Origin of the sequence: Niabella drilacis, from assembly GCF_900101395.1 — a bacterium.
Lineage (GTDB): Bacteria > Bacteroidota > Bacteroidia > Chitinophagales > Chitinophagaceae > Niabella > Niabella drilacis.
The window spans coordinates 104,035-122,506 of sequence record NZ_FMZO01000015.1; the positions used below are offsets into that span (position 1 = coordinate 104,035).

At 47.6% G+C, this 18,472-nt stretch carries 20 protein-coding genes; 15 read left to right on the forward strand and 5 right to left on the reverse strand.

Going from position 1 to position 18,472, the window contains the following annotated elements; genetic code table 11:
* Positions 1 to 124 precede the first annotated feature (124 nt).
* The 4 genes from BLS44_RS20860 (at position 125) to BLS44_RS20875 (ending at position 4,075) form a co-directional block, all read left to right on the forward strand.
* The gene (locus tag BLS44_RS20860) at positions 125 to 688 is read left to right on the forward strand and encodes a DUF1599 domain-containing protein (RefSeq protein ID WP_090392168.1); all 564 of its coding nucleotides are present in this window, start codon (positions 125 to 127) and stop codon (positions 686 to 688) included.
* Positions 685 to 1,815, forward strand: a complete 1,131-nt coding sequence (locus BLS44_RS20865; RefSeq protein ID WP_090392169.1) for a BT_3928 family protein — start codon at positions 685 to 687, stop codon at positions 1,813 to 1,815. The genes BLS44_RS20860 and BLS44_RS20865 overlap by 4 nt, the downstream gene beginning before the upstream one ends.
* Positions 1,816 to 1,937: 122 nt before the next feature.
* Entirely contained in the window at positions 1,938 to 2,984 is a 1,047-nt protein-coding gene (locus BLS44_RS20870; RefSeq protein WP_090392170.1) for an ABC transporter permease, read from the forward strand.
* Between the two features lie 44 nt (positions 2,985 to 3,028).
* Positions 3,029 to 4,075: a hypothetical protein gene (locus tag BLS44_RS20875; protein WP_090392201.1), complete on the forward strand. Its 1,047-nt coding sequence runs from the start codon at positions 3,029 to 3,031 to the stop codon at positions 4,073 to 4,075.
* A gap of 187 nt (positions 4,076 to 4,262) precedes the next feature.
* Here BLS44_RS20875 and BLS44_RS20880 read toward each other — a convergent pair whose 3' ends face one another.
* From BLS44_RS20880 to recF, 3 genes are all read right to left on the reverse strand, one after another.
* On the reverse strand, positions 4,263 to 4,544 hold the full coding sequence (locus BLS44_RS20880) for a DciA family protein (RefSeq protein WP_090392171.1): 282 nt from the start codon (positions 4,542 to 4,544) through the stop codon (positions 4,263 to 4,265).
* A gap of 187 nt (positions 4,545 to 4,731) precedes the next feature.
* Positions 4,732 to 5,850, reverse strand: a complete 1,119-nt coding sequence (locus BLS44_RS20885; RefSeq protein ID WP_090392172.1) for an acyltransferase family protein — start codon at positions 5,848 to 5,850, stop codon at positions 4,732 to 4,734.
* A 178-nt stretch (positions 5,851 to 6,028) separates the two neighbouring features.
* A complete protein-coding gene (gene recF, locus BLS44_RS20890; protein WP_090392173.1) occupies positions 6,029 to 7,114 on the reverse strand; it encodes a DNA replication/repair protein RecF in 1,086 nt (361 codons plus the stop codon).
* A 625-nt stretch (positions 7,115 to 7,739) separates the two neighbouring features.
* Here recF and pdhA point away from each other — a divergent pair.
* The 10 genes from pdhA (at position 7,740) to BLS44_RS20940 (ending at position 15,287) form a co-directional block, all read left to right on the forward strand.
* Positions 7,740 to 8,735, forward strand: coding sequence for a pyruvate dehydrogenase (acetyl-transferring) E1 component subunit alpha (pdhA, locus tag BLS44_RS20895; RefSeq protein WP_090392174.1), 996 nt, complete (start codon positions 7,740 to 7,742; stop codon positions 8,733 to 8,735).
* 25 nt (positions 8,736 to 8,760) lie between these two features.
* Positions 8,761 to 9,459: a tetratricopeptide repeat protein gene (locus BLS44_RS20900; protein WP_090392175.1), complete on the forward strand. Its 699-nt coding sequence runs from the start codon at positions 8,761 to 8,763 to the stop codon at positions 9,457 to 9,459.
* A gap of 3 nt (positions 9,460 to 9,462) precedes the next feature.
* A complete protein-coding gene (gene ribH, locus BLS44_RS20905) occupies positions 9,463 to 9,942 on the forward strand; it encodes a 6,7-dimethyl-8-ribityllumazine synthase (protein WP_090392176.1) in 480 nt (159 codons plus the stop codon).
* Positions 9,942 to 10,385 (forward strand): hypothetical protein, encoded by a 444-nt coding sequence (locus tag BLS44_RS20910; protein WP_090392177.1) that lies wholly within the window; start codon positions 9,942 to 9,944, stop codon positions 10,383 to 10,385. Before ribH ends, BLS44_RS20910 begins: the two co-directional genes overlap by 1 nt.
* A 2-nt stretch (positions 10,386 to 10,387) precedes the next feature.
* Positions 10,388 to 11,107, forward strand: coding sequence for a (Fe-S)-binding protein (locus BLS44_RS20915; protein WP_090392178.1), 720 nt, complete (start codon positions 10,388 to 10,390; stop codon positions 11,105 to 11,107).
* A gap of 203 nt (positions 11,108 to 11,310) precedes the next feature.
* Positions 11,311 to 11,673 (forward strand): hypothetical protein, encoded by a 363-nt coding sequence (locus BLS44_RS20920; protein WP_090392179.1) that lies wholly within the window; start codon positions 11,311 to 11,313, stop codon positions 11,671 to 11,673.
* A gap of 227 nt (positions 11,674 to 11,900) precedes the next feature.
* Positions 11,901 to 12,422 carry a hypothetical protein gene (locus BLS44_RS20925; RefSeq protein ID WP_143019871.1) on the forward strand — a complete coding sequence of 174 codons (522 nt, stop codon included), beginning with the start codon at positions 11,901 to 11,903 and terminating at the stop codon, positions 12,420 to 12,422.
* 541 nt (positions 12,423 to 12,963) lie between these two features.
* Positions 12,964 to 14,322, forward strand: coding sequence for a TrpB-like pyridoxal phosphate-dependent enzyme (locus tag BLS44_RS20930; protein WP_090392181.1), 1,359 nt, complete (start codon positions 12,964 to 12,966; stop codon positions 14,320 to 14,322).
* Positions 14,323 to 14,505: 183 nt separating this feature from the next.
* Complete coding sequence (locus BLS44_RS20935) at positions 14,506 to 14,919, forward strand: hypothetical protein (RefSeq protein WP_143019872.1); 414 nt, start codon at positions 14,506 to 14,508, stop codon at positions 14,917 to 14,919.
* A gap of 5 nt (positions 14,920 to 14,924) precedes the next feature.
* Positions 14,925 to 15,287 carry a hypothetical protein gene (locus BLS44_RS20940; RefSeq protein WP_090392183.1) on the forward strand — a complete coding sequence of 121 codons (363 nt, stop codon included), beginning with the start codon at positions 14,925 to 14,927 and terminating at the stop codon, positions 15,285 to 15,287.
* Between the two features lie 266 nt (positions 15,288 to 15,553).
* Here BLS44_RS20940 and BLS44_RS20945 read toward each other — a convergent pair whose 3' ends face one another.
* Together BLS44_RS20945 and BLS44_RS20950 are read right to left on the reverse strand one after the other, a co-directional pair.
* Positions 15,554 to 16,444, reverse strand: a complete 891-nt coding sequence (locus tag BLS44_RS20945; protein ID WP_090392184.1) for a DUF72 domain-containing protein — start codon at positions 16,442 to 16,444, stop codon at positions 15,554 to 15,556.
* Positions 16,445 to 16,704: 260 nt separating this feature from the next.
* Complete coding sequence (locus tag BLS44_RS20950) at positions 16,705 to 17,769, reverse strand: NAD(P)/FAD-dependent oxidoreductase (protein ID WP_090392185.1); 1,065 nt, start codon at positions 17,767 to 17,769, stop codon at positions 16,705 to 16,707.
* 154 nt (positions 17,770 to 17,923) lie between these two features.
* Between BLS44_RS20950 and BLS44_RS20955 the strand changes: the two genes are divergently transcribed.
* On the forward strand, positions 17,924 to 18,328 hold the full coding sequence (locus tag BLS44_RS20955) for an EVE domain-containing protein (RefSeq protein ID WP_090392186.1): 405 nt from the start codon (positions 17,924 to 17,926) through the stop codon (positions 18,326 to 18,328).
* Positions 18,329 to 18,472 lie beyond the last annotated feature (144 nt).

The following is an 18,472-nucleotide window of genomic DNA, read 5'->3' on the forward strand; positions in this document are numbered from 1 at the left end:
GCTTTTCAAGGGAAAGCAACTTTCCCCGGCAATTAAGCGTGAACATCCCGATTAGTTTGTTATTTTTGGGCGTAAAGATAAGCTGTTGTTACAGGTTTAATATTTAAAGTTTGAAGGGCGAGTTATGAATAAGACAAATGAACAATACGATGCAGTTATTCTTGGATGTAAAGATGTGTTTTTGAAAAAGAACAAGGATTATGGCACTGCCTGGCGGGTGCTCCGGACCATCTCGATAGTAGACCAGATCTATATTAAAGCCCGGCGGATCCGTACGATACAGGATCTGAAGCAACAAAAAGTAGCCGATGATATCGCGGGTGAATTTAAAGGGATCATCAATTACGGGGTTATCGGGCTGATACAGCTGGGGTTGCCTGGCGATGCCCCCAACGAGCTGCCGGAAACAACAGTCCGTGAATATTATGACCGGTACGTTCATACCGCCCGGAGCCTGATGCAGGATAAAAATCATGATTATGGTGAGGCCTGGAGGAATATGAGCCAGGAAAGTTTTGTAGACCTGATCCTGATGAAATTGCTACGCATCCGCCAGATACTGGACAATGATCACCAAACGCTGATCAGCGAAGGCGTTGATGCCAATTATAACGATATTATTAATTATGCTGTCTTTGCACTGATATTACAGGGGGAGCAGGACAGTAACAAACAGGTAACGGAATGAAAATACTGATTGCTGTTGTCCGGGTTATTGTAGGGGTCCTGTTCATTTTTTCGGGGCTCATCAAGGCCAATGATCCCATCGGGCTCAGCTATAAAATGCAGGAGTTTTTTGAGCTTTGGAAAATGAGCGCGCTCAACGGCATTACTTTGACCTTATCCGTATTGATGATCGCTTTTGAGATCATCGCAGGCGTGGCATTGCTGCTGGGGTACAAAAGAAAACTGGTGAGCTGGCTGCTGCTTTTGCTGATCCTGTTCTTCACTTTCCTGACCGGCTATGCATACCTGTCAGGCAAATTTACCAATTGCGGTTGTTTTGGCGATTGTATCCCTATTACTTCTAAAACCTCCTTTATCAAGGACCTGGTGCTCCTGGTGCTGATCCTGTTCCTGTTCATTAACCAGCGATACATCCGGCCTCTTTTTGCAGGCAATACAACCGGTGTTTTGATGGTCATTGCTGCCTTGTTTTCCTTCGGATCCCAGTGGTATACCCTCAAATACCTCCCGGTACTGGATTGTTTGCCTTTTCAAAAAGGCAGCTTTATCCCCGGTAAGCTGAAGATACCGGCCAATGCAGTTCCGGACAGTACGGAGATCGTTTTTGTATATGAGAAGGAGGGAAAAAAAGTGGAGTTTAACGCAGAGCAGTTCCCGGCAGACTTCAACGACAGTACCTATAAATTTATAAACCGGTATGATAAACTGATCAGGGCCGGCTCGAATAATATTCCGGAGATCAGGGGCTTTGATTTTACGAATGCCGCGGGCAACAACGTTACACAGGGCATCCTGGATGCCGGTACGATCCTGCTGCTGTTTCATGAAGATCTGTCGAACCCGGTTGATAACTGGAAGGGAGGATTTGATCCCGTTTACAGGGCCGCGCTTGCAGCGCACATGCCGGTGTACATCATCAGCAGTACAGCGCTGCCCGTTCAGCAGGCCCTTGCAGGCACCCCCTTTAAGGACCTGGAAGTGCTGGCCGGCGACCGGGTAATGATCCGTATGGCTGCCCGAACGAACCCTACGCTGTACCTGTTAAAAAAAGGCACAGTGGCCGGGAAATGGAGTTATAAGAATTTTGAAGACGCGTTAAAAGTAGTACAGGCATTGCCGCAGCGGTAGGTATGCAAGGCAGCATGTTTGCCATTCGGGGTTTGAGGCTGGCTGGGTACAGGGTACCTGCTGCGGGCACCTCAAATCTGAAACCTGAAATCTGAAGTCTCAAATCTGAAATCTGTCTGAACTTGTTCCAATACATCATAAAGAAGATCGGGTACAGTATACTGGTAATGGCCGGTGTGGTAATGCTGGTATTCTTCCTGTTTCAGGGCTTTGGCGACCCTTCGCGCCTGGTTATGGGGCAAACGGGCGACCGGAAGACCCAGGAAAATATCCGTAAAGAGCTGTACCTGGACCAGCCAAAATGGAAGCAGTTCCTGCTTTATATAAACGATGTATCACCGGTTGCGCTGCACAGCAGGGAGGAGATCCGGTCAAAAAAACTAAAAGGTTTTTTTATCGGCGGAGAAAAGAAACTGGCATTCAAGCTGCCCTACCTGCGCCGCTCTTACCAGACCAAGCGGGAGGTGGCCGGGATCCTGGTGGAAGCGCTCCCCGGAACCATCATGCTGGCGCTGGCAGCAATGGCACTGGCCGTGGTTGCAGGTATTCCGCTGGGGGTGGTTGCCGCTGTGCGGCAGAACTCATGGGTAGATACGGGGGCGATCTTTTCGAGCATTGTAGGTATTTCTGCGCCATCGTTTTTTATGGGGATCATCATTGCCTATGTTTTTGGATTTGTACTTACAAAATATACCGGGCTGCATATTACCGGGAACTGGTTTGATATTGACCCGGAAACAGGGAAGCGGATCTTCTCGTTAAAGAATATGATCCTCCCGGCCCTGACGCTGGGCATCCGCCCGCTGGCAATTATCACCCAGCTTACAAGAAGTGCGATGCTGGATGTACTGGACCAGGATTATATCCGTACGGCTTATGCCAAAGGGTTGCGCAGGCGGACCGTGATCTGGAAACACGGGTTAAAAAATGCGTTGAATCCCGTCATCACTGCTGTTACAGGATGGTTTGCGGAACTGCTGGCCGGTGCTTTTTTTGTAGAATATATTTTTGGCTGGCAGGGGATCGGGAAAGTAACGGTAGATGCGCTGGAGAAGCTGGACTACCCGGTAGTGATGGGATCGGTGCTGGTTTCAGCTGCATTCTTCGTGATGATGAATATTGTTGCGGATATTTTGTACGGAGTATTTGACCCGAGGGTAAGGATGTGACCCCCGGTTTGGAACATTGATTTTTTTACTGGTTAATAATGAAAATGAAAAGATACGGATTACTGCTGCCGGCAATGCTGCTGTTTTATGGGATCACAGCTGCCCAGGAAGATACATCGAAGGCGGCGCTCAGGAAAAAATATGAAAACTCGGATATACACCAGGAGCTGAAAAAGAAAATGGCCTCGGATTACAGCTACCCGGATAGTATTATACTGGCTCCCCTGCATTTTATTAACACGACCATTACACTGGATACGCCCGCTGTTTTATTTGAACGTTTTTCAGTTGATGTAACTATAAAAACGCCTGTACCGGACGACTATCGTTTTTATATAGCGCCCTTTAACGGCACGCTGAACAGGATGCAGTATTATGGCGGGATACAGACCGCTTCGGACGGCAAACCGATAAGGGGCGGCGACAGTAGAGGGATTGGCCGGGGCGGTATCTTTTCCAGGTGGATGGAGCGGAACCGGGAGGCGCTGAAGACCGATGGCTACTATGCAAGCAGCGATGCAGAAGGCGATTTTATCAGTGTGCGTAATAAGGTTAAATGGGATAAAGGGCGTTACCGGCTTACGTTGTACAAGTCGGGCTATGTACCCGGCAAGCCGGTCCCGGATTCGTTTTCATCAAAGGATATTATTTTTTCGTGGGGAGAATATGAACACAGCTGGGTAACCATGGAGGTGGAGAACCTCGACCGGCATGAACGGTTTATTATCGGATCCCTGGCCTTTCCCGGCAGGGAATTACGGTTTGGCAATTGGGAAGGGATCTTCCTGGAGCAATACGGAACCGTGATCAATTTTGCAGCACAGAAACCTGCTATCGGCGGCCGGGTAACCTATTATAAAGAACTGCCGGTAATACGTTTGAGCATCGGGAATATACGGCTGAACGGGAAGCCGCTTCATCCGCTTAAGGTACAGACCTTCCATAACCGCACACATCATCCTGAGCAATCTAAAATACCAATGCCGCTTCCGCTGTTGTCAAAATCATCCTATAATGCAAAGACCGGGGTTATTGAGTATGAGGTAGGGGCTTTCCAGGGCTGGAAAACGCCGGTAACGCCGGATCTGTAATGATTAAAATGTGGGAATGTGGGAGCGTGGAAATGGTCAATAGGCAATGGATCAGCCTTTTGCATTCAGTACTTCAAACCTCAAATAAGAAACGGTGAACAGCCCATGGAGTATAAAAACGGCTCCAACCTCAAACGTTATGCTTGAAAGTATGAAAACCCGGCAGGCAGATGGAGCATGAAACCAGCTACTTTACAATCACTTCTTTGATGACTTTCTGTCCAAGGGCCTCATTTACCCGTTGTATGATCTTTTCCCGTTGGTAGATCAGCTCATTTTTAAGCGGCGCAACCGTTGTGGAAATGATCAGCCTGTCACCGATGATCTGCAGTTTATCGGTATACCGCGCTACGGTTTTGCCCATGATCTCTTCCCATACCCCGTCAATGCGCAGGGCCTGTATATCGCCTTTGATCCGGCTTTTGTTCAAAAATTCATTCAATGCCTCACCTAAAGAATATTGTGCCACGGTTCATCTGTTTTTACAAAGGTAGTTTTTTAAAATAAGGAACCAATGAAGGTACATTGATCCTTTGTTCAACTATTTACCGTAAGGGGCCTGCAGCAGGCAGCCGGTAGTATCTGGAATGCTTTGTGTCCTTCGCGCTCTTCGCGTTTAAATTGTTACCGCAATATACGTCCGGAATCGGCCTGTTTTAAAGCCGTATAAATATTTTCCGTTTATAAAGGACGTACCCCGCCAGCCAGCAAAACAGCATGAAACTTAAGGACCAGAGCAGGGAGGGGATATGGCCCGTTCCCAATTGACCGAACGTAGTGTCGTAAAGGTATTTAAAGAACGGCCGCCGGTCTGCCGTATAAAAGCTGGAGAGTAATATCGGCACAACTTCACTAAGCAAATAGATGAACAGTGCGTTCTTTCCGAATACTTCAAAAAAGGTTACGCCCGCCCGTTTGCCTTTAAAGTCAACAACATAAAGTATGGTTGCAATAATAAGACAATCAAGACCGGTGGTGAGGCATACAAAGCTGCTGGTCCAGAGCTTTTTATTAATGGGGAAGCTAAGGTTCCATAGGTAGCCCAGTGATAACAGCAGAAACCCGGCAATAGCCAGCAGTGCCAGCATTTGGTAGCTTTTGGGGTTCTTTTTTATGTGGGTGCCGGCAAGGTAGCCGATGAGCACGTTAACAATCGCCGGCAGGGTGCTCAGCAGTCCTTCCGGGTCAAAGGCATTTTCAGGCCCCTTTTTGTAAAGGTGCGGCGGGGTAAGTGTAAGGATATCGAGTTTGGTTGCCGCAGCACCATTTAATGTATAGTCGCCAAATACAGTGGCCAGCAGCCAGTAGCCCAGCAGCAGACCGGCACAGGTAAAGAGGATCGTTTTGCGCGGGCAAAAGTAAATGATCAGGGCGCCGATCCCGTAACACAGCGCAATGCGCTGCAGTACGCCAAAGATCCTGGTTTCGGCAATGGGAAAGGATTGTATATGGTTTTGGGCGTCTACCTTTACAAAGGGCAGCCAGTACATCAGGTAGCCGATCAAAAACAGCAGGACGGTGCGTTTTACTATTTTTGCAACGACGCTTCCCGTGGATTGCTGGTCCCATTTTGATGTTGAAAAACTGATGGCATTCCCTACCGCAAACAGGAAGGAAGGAAAAACAAGATCCGTAAGGGTAAAGCCATTCCACTCGGCATGGAGCAACTCCGGAAAGGCATTGGGGCCACCGGTATTAACAATGATCATAAAACAGATCGTAAGCCCGCGAAAAACGTCAAGGGCCAGGAAACGTACCGGTACAGGTTGGTTCATATCAATAATGGGGTTAATGGAAAACAGATCATCATTCTAAAGTTACTATGAAACATTCATGTAAAAATGTTCATTTTTTTCACACCGGGGAATATCCCTGTGTACCGTATTACATGACAAGTTGCATATGGCCGTTGAAGTTATAAAAAATAAGCAGAGGAAATGATCCTGCAGCCCGCTAAAGTTCCACGAGGTGTATATCTGCGCCAATGGCCTGCATATGCTGTATGATCCGCTCCTTATTGGTGTCGGTAATAAAAACCTGGCCATCTTTTTCAATGCAGACCTGGCTCAGCAGGCTGCTGATGCGGTCTTCGTCCAGTTTTTCAAAAACATCATCCAGCAGCAGGATGGGAGTGAATTTTTTTTCGGCGGCCAGTACTTCAAGTTCGGTGAGTTTTAATGCAAAGAGCAGGCTTTTCCGTTGCCCCTGGGAAGCAATGTTCCGGAATGGCTGGTTGCCGAGCTGCAGGCTGATATCATCGCGGTGGATGCCCAGGGTAGTGCGTTGCAGCGCCAGGTCTTTCTGCCGGGCTGCCAGGAGCAATTCTTCAAAACCGGCTTCCAGGAGGCGGCTTTCATAAAACAGGGAAAGGGATTCTTCCCGCTGGGCAATTTCCGTATACATCCGTTTTACCCGGGGAAGGAAGGATACCAGTGTAGTGCGCCGTTTATTGAAGATGAAGTTCCCGGCCGGGATCAGCTGCTCATCCAGAACGGCCAGCAGCGATTCATCCATGCGGCCCTGTTCGGCAGCCGCTTTCAGGAAACTGTTGCGCTGCTGCAGCACTTTGTTATACAGGATCAGTTGCTTCAGGTACTCGGGGTCGAGCTGCGAGATCAGCGCATCGATGAATCCCCGGCGCTCTTCACTGCCCCCGGTAATGAGCACCGCATCATCCGGTGCGATGATGACGCAGGGATACCGCCCGATATGTTTTGAGAACTTATCATAGGGCTCTCCGTTTACCGAGAACTCTTTCTTGCCGGTTTCCCGCAGGATGCAGGCGGCGCTTTCCGTATGCCCGTTTTGTTCAAAGCTTCCGTCGATACGGAATCCCCTGGCCCCCTGCTGCACGTTCACCGCATCAGAATTGCTGAAATAACTTTTCGTAAAACAGAGGTAATGGATGGCATCCAGTATATTGGTCTTTCCCACACCGTTTTTTCCACAGATGGCCACTACCTTTTTGGGAAACAGGAAGCTCCGGTTGGTATAGTTTTTAAACTGCAGGAGCGCTATGGAGTTGAGCTGGAACGACATTTCGGCTAAATTACTAATTGTCCGTTTAATTATGGGCCGTAGAGGCACTGTGCATCACATTTTTCAAAGCCTGATAGCACCCGCTGGTCCCGTGGGGAGGGTGCCGGTGGACCTTAAACTTCCGGCGCTACAAGCCATCTTCGCCAGCGGAAGATAGGCAGTATTCGTAAATTCTTTATTGAAAAGCATCCGTTAAAATATGATGAACCTGACATCCTTCTGGTTGTCCGGGATACCGGGTTAAGGCGCTGTGCTCTTCAATCCGGGCCCTGCTGCAGGAAATCCATTCAGTGTTTCTTGTGTTTGCCACTGAAGCGCCGACACACAGAAAACTTTGGATTTTTGGATTACAATGAATGAGGGGGCCGAACCGTAAGGGGGTTTTGTTGGAAGAAACACCTCCAACCTGGATTCCTGATCATCCGTTTTTATAGATGCCGGAAAACAGGAATCAAAAAATCAGTGTTTATACGTCCCGGCGGCAAATGTCCGGAGTTTCAGCGCCTCTGTGGTAAAATTCCCGCAATTGCCGGTTAAAAAAAGCAAAGAAAATGATATTCCGGGGGATTCTAAGGGGGTATAAATCAGAAATTTTCCCGTACATTTGCTACTCAAATTTTTAGCCGTGGCAACAAAATTTTCAAAAGAAACTTACCTGTACTGGTATGAATTGATGCAGCTGATCCGCACGTTTGAGCTTACAGCTGAGGAGAAATATAAAATGGAGGGAAAGATCCGTGGTTTTTTCCATGCCTATGTAGGGCAGGAGGCAATTGCCGCCGGATGCATGACCGCTACAAAGCCAGAAGATATTTTTATCACGGCATATCGCGATCACGGGTTGGCGATTGCCAAAGGGGTTTCTGTGGATAGCTGTATGGCCGAGCTCTATGGCAAGGCCACCGGTTGCGCCAAAGGCAAGGGAGGCAGTATGCACTTCTTTGGAAAGGAACAGCATTTTTACGGGGGACATGGCATCGTGGGTGCGCAGATCGGAACCGGTACGGGGCTGGCATTTGCAGAAAATTACAAGGGAACAGATAACGTGGTGCTTTGTTTCTTCGGAGACGGTGCCGCGCGCCAGGGCATCCTTCATGAGTCGTTCAACCTGGCGATGTTATGGAAGCTGCCTGTAATTTATATTTGCGAGAATAATAATTACGCAATGGGTACCTCGGTGGAGCGTACTTCCAATATCCACGATATTTATAAACTAGGCGCTGCCTATGAAATGCCTTCTGAAGTTGTGGATGGCATGAACCCCGAAACCGTGCACGATGCTGTATCGAAAGCGGTAAAAAGAGCACGTGAAAAGGGCGGTCCTACATTGCTGGAGATCAAAACCTACCGTTATAAAGGGCACTCGATCAGTGACCCCCAGAAATACCGGACAAAGGATGAGGTGGACGAATATAAATCAAAAGATCCCATTAACCTGCTGCGGAAAAATATACTGGACAGTAAGCTGGTAACAGAAGGGCAGGTGAAAGAGATCGATACCCGCTGTGATGAAGTAGTGGCTGCCTCCGTAAACTTTGCAGAAGAAAGCCCGTTCCCCGCTGATGACGAGGTTTTGAAGGATGTATATGTAGACCAGAACTACCCCTTCATTGTAGATTAAAACTAACTAAATAATATATAATAAAATGACAGATAAGCGAAATAATGATACTGTTAACGAGCATGTTGTTGAATCAAATGCTGTTGATAGTTTACGGGTATTCTGGCTGAAGCATGGAAAAAAAGCTACGGCTGTTCTGGCGCTGATCGTAGTTTTGGGCGGCGGATACATGCTGTATAAGTCTTTTGTTCAAAAACCGAAGATCGAAGAAGCGTTGGATAAGAGTTTTAAAGCAGAGGAATATTTTAAAAAGGACTCTTTTAATCTTGCGCTGAATGGTGATGGCGTAAACCCGGGCTTTATTGCTCTTTCCAAAAAATACAGCGGTACACCTACCGGTAACATGGCTAATTTTTATGCCGGTGTTTGTTATGTAAAACTGAATCAGAATGATAAGGCTGTAACCTATCTCAAGGATTTTAAAACAGGATCCAGGCAGATCCAGCAGCGGGCTTACAAGCTGTTGGGTGATGCTTACGGGGATATGGGAAAAGGTGCCGAAGCGCTGGATAATTATAAAAAGGCGGCAAAAGAATTTGAAACCGATCAAACAGCCTCTGCAGAAGCCTTATTCAGCGCCGCCTACCTGGCACAGCATGTGCTGAATAAAAAAGAAGAAGCGGTAGGCCTTTATAAGGAGCTTAAGGAAAAATACCCGCAGACCCAGCAGGGCTTCGATGCGGATAAGTACCTGGCCCAGTTAGGTGTTTATAACATAAATTAAAAAATGGCAACACAAGGAAACAGTTCTTTATATCATATTGACGCGGGCATTCTGAAAGAGAATGCCTGTGTTGTTTTAGTTAAGACCGAATGGAATGCGGCCGTGGTAGATGCCCTGGAAGCCGGCTGTAAAACCGTTTTTGATCAGTATAAGATCCGGTACCGGACCATCGTGGTGCCCGGCGCCGTGGAGCTGCCCTTTGCCATAAAGCGGCATTGGGAGCGGAACAGGGATACGGCGGAGGCGCCGGATGCTTTTATTGCGCTGGGCTGTGTGATCAGGGGGGATACTCCGCATTTTGACTATGTGTGCAACTCCGTAACCCAGGGAATATTACAGCTGAACCTGATGCTTCCGGTGCCTACCATTTTTGGCGTGCTAACAGTGAATAATGAGGAACAGGCACAGGAACGTATTGGCGGCAAACATGGACATAAAGGTGAAGAAGCTGCTATTACGGCACTGAAAATGATCCATTCCTGATGAAAACAGGATATTTATCTTTACATGGTCTGCTGATTTGTTTGCTGGTTATTTCCTGTCATGAACCCAGGATGGACAAGCGGGTAACCTCCGATACCATCGCTGGTAACAATATTCCTGTTGCTGATACCCTGCTCATAGCCCCTGTACGGGAGCACGCCACAGAAGCCGAGGTGCTGGACAGTTTGCGGAACGTACCGTTTGTGGCAGCAAGCAACCGGTATATTGATTCGTTCAGTCATCACAAACAGGGGATCGCATTTTTGATTGACACCGTTTCTGATAAAGAAGTTAACTTTAGGGCAGGCTACAACGGCGATCTGCGCTTTGAAACCTATTATTTTTTTACCGTAAATCCCCAGAACTTTGATATAAGGATCATGGAGCCCGTCAGCGGGGAGCATCTTACCATTGCCGAGTATCAGAAAGTTCAACCGCAATAAAAATGAACGTACAGATTTTTATACCTTGTTTTGTAGATCAGCTTTACCCGGAGACCGGCTTTAACATGGTAAAAGTGCTGGAGAAGTTCGGGTGTAAAGTCAGCTACAACAGCAACCAGACCTGTTGCGGGCAGCCGGCTTTTAATGCCGGATTCCGGGATGAGGCAAAGGCGGTTTGTACCAAATTCCTGAATGATTTTAAAGGAAGCGATTATATCGTAGCGCCCAGTGCCAGCTGTGTGGGGTTTGTGCGAAACTACTACCCGGCCTTATTTGATAATTCATCAGTGCACAACGATGTAAAAGCGCTGGGGGCGCGGATCTTTGAGTTCTCGGAGTTCCTGGTCCATGTACTGAAGGTGACCGACACAGGGGCTACTTTAAAGGGAAATGCGACCTATCATGACAGTTGCGCCGGGCTGAGGGAGTGCAGGATCAAAACGGAACCCCGTACCCTGCTTTCTCATGTGCGTGGCCTTATATTGAACGAACTGAAAGACGTAGAAACCTGCTGTGGTTTCGGGGGGACTTTTGCGGTAAAATTTCCCTCTATCTCCATCAATATGGGAGAGCAGAAGGTTGAAAACGCCATCGCTACCGGCGCAGAATACCTGATCAGTACCGACCTGTCCTGCCTGATGCATTTGCAGGGCTATATCGATAATAAAAAATATTCCATAAAGACCCTGCACCTGGCAGACGTGCTGGCCAGCGGCTGGTAAAATAGCGCGCTTGTTGAGGGTTTGCGGCAGCCAAAAGGAATAATGCCCGGCTGTGATCATACTCGTTGTTTTTTTCTGACCAATGATCTTATGAGAAAATTATTTTTTTATTATATACGTTACTGCTGATCGCCGCTTGCAATAAGCAGGATCCTGCCCCAGAAGTCAAAGAGGAGGGGATTAGTTACGCCGATAAAATTGTATTGGATACATTGCTATCCGACAAAGATTCCATTAAATTAAGTTGGTCAAGATTATCAAATGATCAATTCAGTTATTATTCCGTATTAAGGCAATCCTGGACAGATGACGGGGAAGTGTCTATTGCCCGGATTGACTCCAACGGTCTGACAGCATTTACTGATAAAACAGTGCCCATCAGTCCTTTTGTGCGCTACAGGATTGTCGGATTCCTGAAGAATGGGGATACTTTGCAGAGTAATAGGCAGGAAAAAGAATATCCCGGTCTTAATCTCAAGCTGGTGCAGGTAGTTAGGGATGCTGATTCCGTAAAAATATCCTGGCAAAAGATTTTTCAAAGCGTATTGATCTTAATGAATCGATAGGGGTTCCTTGTTTAGGGACCTATAACGGTACCGAAGAGCTATATATACCAACTTATAAGGGACGCGTTCTTATTTATAATGCCAAAACATTTGATAAGATTGATGAGATCAATGACGGAGAAGCGTTAAGGAGTATCCAGTTTCATAATAATATTTTGTATGTATCCCGTGATTTTCTACCAATGGTATCCTATTCAAGGGATCAAAAACTCAGGCGGGACTATAACATGATTGGGTCGGGATGGATGATAAAACCGGTTGCCGGAAGCAATATTAAGTTTTTCGGTATCCCGTCAAGATCTTCCACACCTGCAGTTACCCCTATTTCCCTGGATGGCGCCAACGGAACATTTCTGCAGGGTAAAAAGGCCCTGGAACCAGAGCTGGACTTCAATTCATATATCTTTGAAGTCTTTCCCGACGGGAAGCAGATGATCACCACTTCCGGAGGGTATATTTTTGACGATGCGGTATCCTATAACGGTAAACCGGCTGGTGATGGTTACGCATTTACCTGCTTTACGTTTGATAAAGAAAATAATCAAATTTTAGGAGGAACCGCCAATAAGACCATCGAGGTATTTACGGTGTCCGGCAAAAGTCATGTAAAAACCTATTATCCTAAATTGGTTCCGGTTCGGATCTTTATTATACATTCCAAATTAGTGGTTATTGGTACAACATCTCCACAGCAGTTTGATCGCTGGGGAGGCCCAAAGACTGTTGCCATTGAGTTCATCGATCTGTAATCCTGTTTCCCAGGGCAAACGCATCTAATTTCAGCATTGTTCAGCTCCGGAGGAGCAGCGTGTTTATAGTACGCTGCTGTTTTATCAACCCGGCTCCCGTAGGAGCCGCGTGTTTGTTGGGCCCGAAATTTTACGCGGCTCCTACAGGAGCCGGCTTTTCTCTTCAATACCTTGCTATAAACACGCGGCACTTACTGTGCCTGAAAATGCTCCTGGTGTGCTCTTTTTACCCAATTTAGATGCGTTTGCCCTATCCTGTTTCCCGAAACCGGATTTTCCGTTTATATTGGCTGATACAGATCGGTCTTAATGTAACCGGGATAAATAGCTTAGAGCGCCATGAGGCCTGATATATGGTTTGAAGATCAATGGTTGCAAATTATATCTCATAAAGGATCAAAACAGGCCGGAGCCGGACAGATCATTCCCGGATACCGTCAGCGCTTTATAAAATCCTGATATTTCATGCCATAAATTGTTTATATACGTGAACTGACTTATATTAGTTCTTCATAATTCAACCAAAAAATAAATACGATTGATGGAAAAGAAAATTCTTTTGAATGAAAAAGACATACCTACCCAATGGTATAATATAGTAGCAGATATGCCGAACAAGCCATTGCCGCCGCTGCATCCGGGAACCAAACAACCCATCAGCGGGGAAGACCTGGCGCCGTTGTTTCCCATGGATCTGATCCAGCAGGAAGTATCTGCTGAGCGGTATATCGATATTCCGGAAGAGGTACGCGATGCATACCGTATCTGGCGGCCCACACCCCTGATCCGTGCAACGGAGCTGGAAAAAGCGTTGGGAACCAACTGCAAGATCTATTATAAGTATGAAGGCACCAGCCCCAGCGGATCGCATAAGCCCAATACAGCTATTCCACAGGCTTATTATAATAAAAAGGCCGGTGTAAAGCGCATTATTACAGAAACCGGGGCGGGGCAGTGGGGAACGGCATTGAGCTTTGCCTGTGCCCATTTCGGTATCGACTGTGAAGTGTATATGGTACGCATCAGCTTTAACCAGAAGCCGTACCGGAAAATATTGATGAATACCTTCGGGGCTAAAGTATACGCCTCACCGAGTACCAATACGCAGGCGGGAAGAAATGCACTGGAAGCCAACCCGGACACGCCCGGAAGCCTGGGGCTGGCCATATCCGAGGCCATTGAGATTGCGGCAGGGGATGAAGATACCAAGTACTCCCTGGGGTCGGTATTGAACCACGTATTGCTGCACCAGACCATCATCGGGCAGGAAGCAAAAAAGCAACTCGAATACACCGGCGACTACCCGGATGTGATCATCGCACCGCTGGGAGGCGGTTCTAACTTTGCAGGCCTGTCGTTCCCCTTTATAAAAGATAAGATAGCGGGTAAGGAAGTGCGCTGCATAGCGGTAGAACCAGCTTCCTGTCCCAAGCTCACCAAGGGAAAGTTCATGTACGACTTTGGGGATACACAGGGCTATACGCCATTATTGCCCATGTACACGCTGGGCCATACTTTTACACCGGCAGCCATACATGCGGGCGGCCTGCGCTATCACGGAGCCAGCGTATTGTGCAGCCAGCTGTTAAAGGACGGGCTGATTGAGGCCAGTGCCATCCAGCAGCTGGAATGCTTTGAAGCAGGTGTATTGTTTGCAAAAGCAGAGGGGATCGTTCCCGCTCCTGAAGCCAATCATGGCATTGCACAAGTGATCCGGGAGGTGAACAGAGCAAAAGAAGAAGGGGTAAGCAAAACCATCCTGTTTAATTTATGCGGACATGGTTTTGTGGATATGGCGGCTTACCAGGATTATTTCGACGGTAAACTGGTAAACCATTCCTTTACGGATGAAGAGCTGACCACGGCCATTAAAGATATAGAAGCATTGCAGCCGCAATAGATCTTTTTGCCCCTGTAAGGATAAGGAGGCTGTGTCCTGTGCACCCTGTATGATCAGGAAGGCGCTGGACGCAGCCTCTTTTCTTTTGGCTATTTGAAGGGGAAAAGGTTACCTGTAACGCATTCCGGTATTAAGGGTAGCGCGGCGGCTGCCGGTATAACCTGCTATAAAAATAGATCCAGAATGAAAAAGAGAACCATCAACCAGTTGCTTGCTGTAACTGTTTTCCTTACAGGGACAGGAGTACTGCCCGGATGTGATCATGCACAGGTAATGATGGTGCAGGCCACCGGTGAAAACAACAGTTCCATCGTACTGTACGGCAACAGGGAAATGACCGGGGGAAGGTCCGCCGGTGATCCGGGAAAGATCGTGGTACGGACGCCTCAACAGGATACCACCAGCAGGAAATTTTATTTTGGTATGGGGAACTGGAGCGATGCGGCCCTGGACCGGTTAGCCGGCAATATCGACTCCATTGTGATCACGAACAGCAATGGAGTGGAACGGTTGAATGAAAAGGAGGCTTTAAAAACATATCTCCGGGCGCATTGCAAAGGCTGGGCGCATAGTGAACTGCTGCTTGAAGCAAAATAAAAAGGATGAACTATTATTGGCCGGTTATATGGATATTGCCGGGGCTCCTATCCTGTGCAGCAACAACAGGTGGCAAAGCTTTGCCATCTCCTGACGCAGTTGCGGACACCATCCCCGCAGGAACCCCGGCGGGCAAAAGCGATAGCAACAGTACAAAGCCACATGTACTGGCCTGTACATTTACAGGGTATAATGATGATGGCGACTATACACAGCTGAGCTGCAGGAACGGGAACGACCATTACTGGTTTGTGAATGACAAAAACGAAGACCGGACCTTGTTGCGGGGTGACCTGGTAAACGTGCAATGGGTTGAGGATACCATTTATATTGCCGGCGATGGGGAACGGCCGGAACTGGCAACATAGGTGGTTGCCATCCGGAAAATAAATTGCTGCAGCTGGCCTTGGATGAAAATGAAGACATCGGTTTTTCAATTTGATGATTGCCACTGAGGCACAGCGACACAGATTTTGATACGCTCTTCAGTAAATGGCTTCAGTCTTTCAGTGCTTCAGTGGCATATTAACAGAAGTATTCCTGCCGCGTTATTTTGATTGCACAGAGGCACAGCGACATAGATTTTGATGCTCCCATCAGCAAATGGCTTCAGTGGCAGGGATGCCGGATAAAATTAAAATAATGAACCCTGTTCGTCCGCTTTATCCGGTATCTTTAAGGAAAGGCCAAATGTTTTGTTCATGGAACGGATAAAATGGGTGGCCAGCAGCGGCGATTCCAGTTCTACATTCTGATGCACAAAAAAGTAGAGTTGCTGTAACCCTTCGCTCCGCCATTTTTTGATCCGGCTGACCCAGTCGTTCAGCCGGTCTTTGTCTGAGGGATGATTGGCCCCCACGTACCGGACAAAGGCCACCGGCGCAGTGAGCCGCATGTGAAGCATGTCCCGGCGGCCGGCCGTATCTACGATGATGTTGGCCATGCCCCGTTTTTGAAGCAGGTGCGCATAGGCGTCATTGACCTTTTTATTGGAGAACCATTCCTCGTTGCGTACTTCAACGCCTAGCGGGATCCCCTGCGGAAACTGTTCCAGCATTTTTGAAAGACGGTCCAGGTGTTCCGGTTTAAAATTGTCGTGCAGCTGCAGGAATGCCATGCCCATCCGGCTTTCGAAATTACTGATGGCATCGCAGAACAGGCTCACATCGTTCTTAACGTCGATCAGCCGCTTATAATGACTGATGGTATTGGTAAGCTTGGGAAAGAACTTGAACCCCGCAGGGGTTTTATTCTTCCAGGATTCCACCTGTTTCCAGTCGGGCATTTTGTAAAAGGTCGCATTCAGCTCTATGGCGTTGAATTGCGTGGCATAGTACTGTAGCTCATCTTTTGTGCCGCGGGGATAAAATCCTTTCAGGTCGGTGCGGTTCCATTTTGCGCAGCCTGTATAGACCTCAAAATCCTGCTGTTGCTTTGCTGCCTGCAGGATACCGGCGGTATCAGGATGATCCTTTGGCAGCGTAAAGTCAATGGATCCTGGATTGTTTACTTGTCCGAATTTCATTTTTTAAGGAATGTGGAAGTATGAAAATTTGAGCATAGGAATCCGGCTTCTCACTTTTTCCCATAACTGCAAATCCAAAGAACGTTCATGAAGCATAAGACAGGATCTAAGTTATGTTAATGGTCAATAGAAGTTGACCCGGTAATAAAACGGAACCTGACGTAAAGCCTCAAACTCAAAAAAAGCCTGTAAGCTGTGAGCGGTGCAACACGGGTCCAACCTCAAACTGTCAAACTTCAAACATGAAACAAATATAACTGCTATTGCATCATTTCGGCTGTTTTTCTTCCAACGGTCGGCGCCAGGGCTACGCCCATACCGCTCATGCGCAGGGCGCAGAAAGAACGGTCTGAAAGTTGTTTTATTACGGGCATTTTTTCTTTTCCCATAGCCATGATCCCCGCCCAGCGGTGCGTGATAACAGGGTGTTGCCCCGGCAGTATCACGGTAGAAAGGAATGTTTCCAGGGCCTGTTGTACCGGTAGCGTGGTAAACGGGTCAAGGGTATATTCGGTCTGGAACGATGTATTGCGCGCACCGCCCAGCAAAATACGGTCGTCCAGGTTGCGGAAATAATAATAGCCCTCCTGGTAATGAAAGGTACCCCGGAACTTTAAGCCCTTAATGGGTTCGGTAAGCAATACCTGTCCTCTTGCCGGCACCAGGTCCATTTTGGGCAGCAGCCGGTTACTGAAAGCATTGGTACAGTGCACCAGCCGGCCGGTAACCAGGTGTGGGCCATTTGTTGTGACGAGCTTTACACAGGAAGGATGTTCTTCAATGTTGCGCACTTCCGTCGAAAATAAAAAACGGATCCCCATTTTTACACAAAGCTGGTGCAGCGCATTTAGTAGTTTTCCCGGGTGCAGGCTGCCTTCAAAGCGATTTTCGACCAGGTGGGCCATGTTGGCAAAACCAAAGGCAGGGAGCTGCTCGTCCTGCTGGTAAAAAGTTACCGGGCTGCCGGTAAGCTCCTGGAGCCATGCGTTGAGCATGGGCAGCTGATCAAGCCCCTGCCCGTTATCCAGCAATTCATATCCTTTGCAGATAGTAAAGTCAACAGCGCCATTTGCAAAGACCTTCTGGATGGTGCGTAAGCCTTCGAACCGCATACTTAAAAGCTGCAGCGCCTGCTCTTTTCCCATCATTGCGATATCTGATAATATTTCTGTGGGGCTGCCAAAGCAGGCAAAACCAGCGTTGCGGGCCGATGCTCCGGCCGGTGTAACACCCCGCTCAACAATAAGGATCTTTTTTGAGGGGAATTTCTGTTTCAGATAGATCCCCGTCCACATGCCTGTAAATCCCGCGCCGATAATGATCATATCCTGGGGCGCGTAAAAGGCCTCCTGTTCCCAGATGCTTATTTGTTGTTGCGGATTCGTAATTGTTATTTATTTTTATAGATCATAAAATTACTGATTACAAACAGGAACAACGCATCATTCTAAAATCAATATTTAAAATCTTATATTTCTTATGGCTTACTGGCTTATAAAATCAGAACCTTTCAAATACAGTTATGATCAGTTGGTAAAGGATAAAAAAACAGTTTGGGACGGGGTTCGCAACTATGCCGCCCGTTTAAATTTGCGGGCGATGAAAAAAGGAGACCTCGCTTTTTTTTATCATAGTAATGAAGGCGTAGAGATTGTTGGCATTGCAAAAATAGTAAAGGAGGCCTTCCAGGATCCTACCACAACGGATGAACGCTGGGTAGCCGTGGAAGTGGCGCCCTATAAAAAATTAAAGAAGACCGTGCCGCTTGCAGCGATCAAGGAAATACCACAATTAAAAGATATGGACCTGGTGCGGCTCGGAAGACTATCTGTGCAAACCGTAAAACCGGAGGAGTGGGAGCTGGTGCTGAAAATGGCGGAGTGAGATATGTTCCAGGTCCGGTGTTTAATGTTTATTCCGTTTTTACATTTGCAGTTATGGGAAAAAGCGAGAAGCCGGATTCATAGTTTCACTCCCGATAGCCATCGCATGCGCGTCAGGTTAATTTTAGGAATCGTGGTCAAAGGC

Coding starts and splice junctions, on each gene's coding strand:
- BLS44_RS20860 (WP_090392168.1), top strand. CDS start 125: ATGAATAAGACAAATGAACAATACGATGCAGTTATTCTTGGATGTAAA.
- BLS44_RS20865 (WP_090392169.1), top strand. CDS start 685: ATGAAAATACTGATTGCTGTTGTCCGGGTTATTGTAGGGGTCCTGTTC.
- BLS44_RS20875 (WP_090392201.1), top strand. CDS start 3,029: ATGAAAAGATACGGATTACTGCTGCCGGCAATGCTGCTGTTTTATGGG.
- BLS44_RS20885 (WP_090392172.1), bottom strand. CDS start 5,850: ATGAACCAACCTGTACCGGTACGTTTCCTGGCCCTTGACGTTTTTCGC.
- recF (WP_090392173.1), bottom strand. CDS start 7,114: ATGTCGTTCCAGCTCAACTCCATAGCGCTCCTGCAGTTTAAAAACTAT.
- BLS44_RS20900 (WP_090392175.1), top strand. CDS start 8,761: ATGACAGATAAGCGAAATAATGATACTGTTAACGAGCATGTTGTTGAA.
- ribH (WP_090392176.1), top strand. CDS start 9,463: ATGGCAACACAAGGAAACAGTTCTTTATATCATATTGACGCGGGCATT.
- BLS44_RS20910 (WP_090392177.1), top strand. CDS start 9,942: ATGAAAACAGGATATTTATCTTTACATGGTCTGCTGATTTGTTTGCTG.
- BLS44_RS20915 (WP_090392178.1), top strand. CDS start 10,388: ATGAACGTACAGATTTTTATACCTTGTTTTGTAGATCAGCTTTACCCG.
- BLS44_RS20925 (WP_143019871.1), top strand. CDS start 11,901: ATGATTGGGTCGGGATGGATGATAAAACCGGTTGCCGGAAGCAATATT.
- BLS44_RS20930 (WP_090392181.1), top strand. CDS start 12,964: ATGGAAAAGAAAATTCTTTTGAATGAAAAAGACATACCTACCCAATGG.
- BLS44_RS20935 (WP_143019872.1), top strand. CDS start 14,506: ATGAAAAAGAGAACCATCAACCAGTTGCTTGCTGTAACTGTTTTCCTT.
- BLS44_RS20940 (WP_090392183.1), top strand. CDS start 14,925: ATGAACTATTATTGGCCGGTTATATGGATATTGCCGGGGCTCCTATCC.
- BLS44_RS20945 (WP_090392184.1), bottom strand. CDS start 16,444: ATGAAATTCGGACAAGTAAACAATCCAGGATCCATTGACTTTACGCTG.
- BLS44_RS20950 (WP_090392185.1), bottom strand. CDS start 17,769: ATGATCATTATCGGCGCGGGATTTACAGGCATGTGGACGGGGATCTAT.
- BLS44_RS20955 (WP_090392186.1), top strand. CDS start 17,924: ATGGCTTACTGGCTTATAAAATCAGAACCTTTCAAATACAGTTATGAT.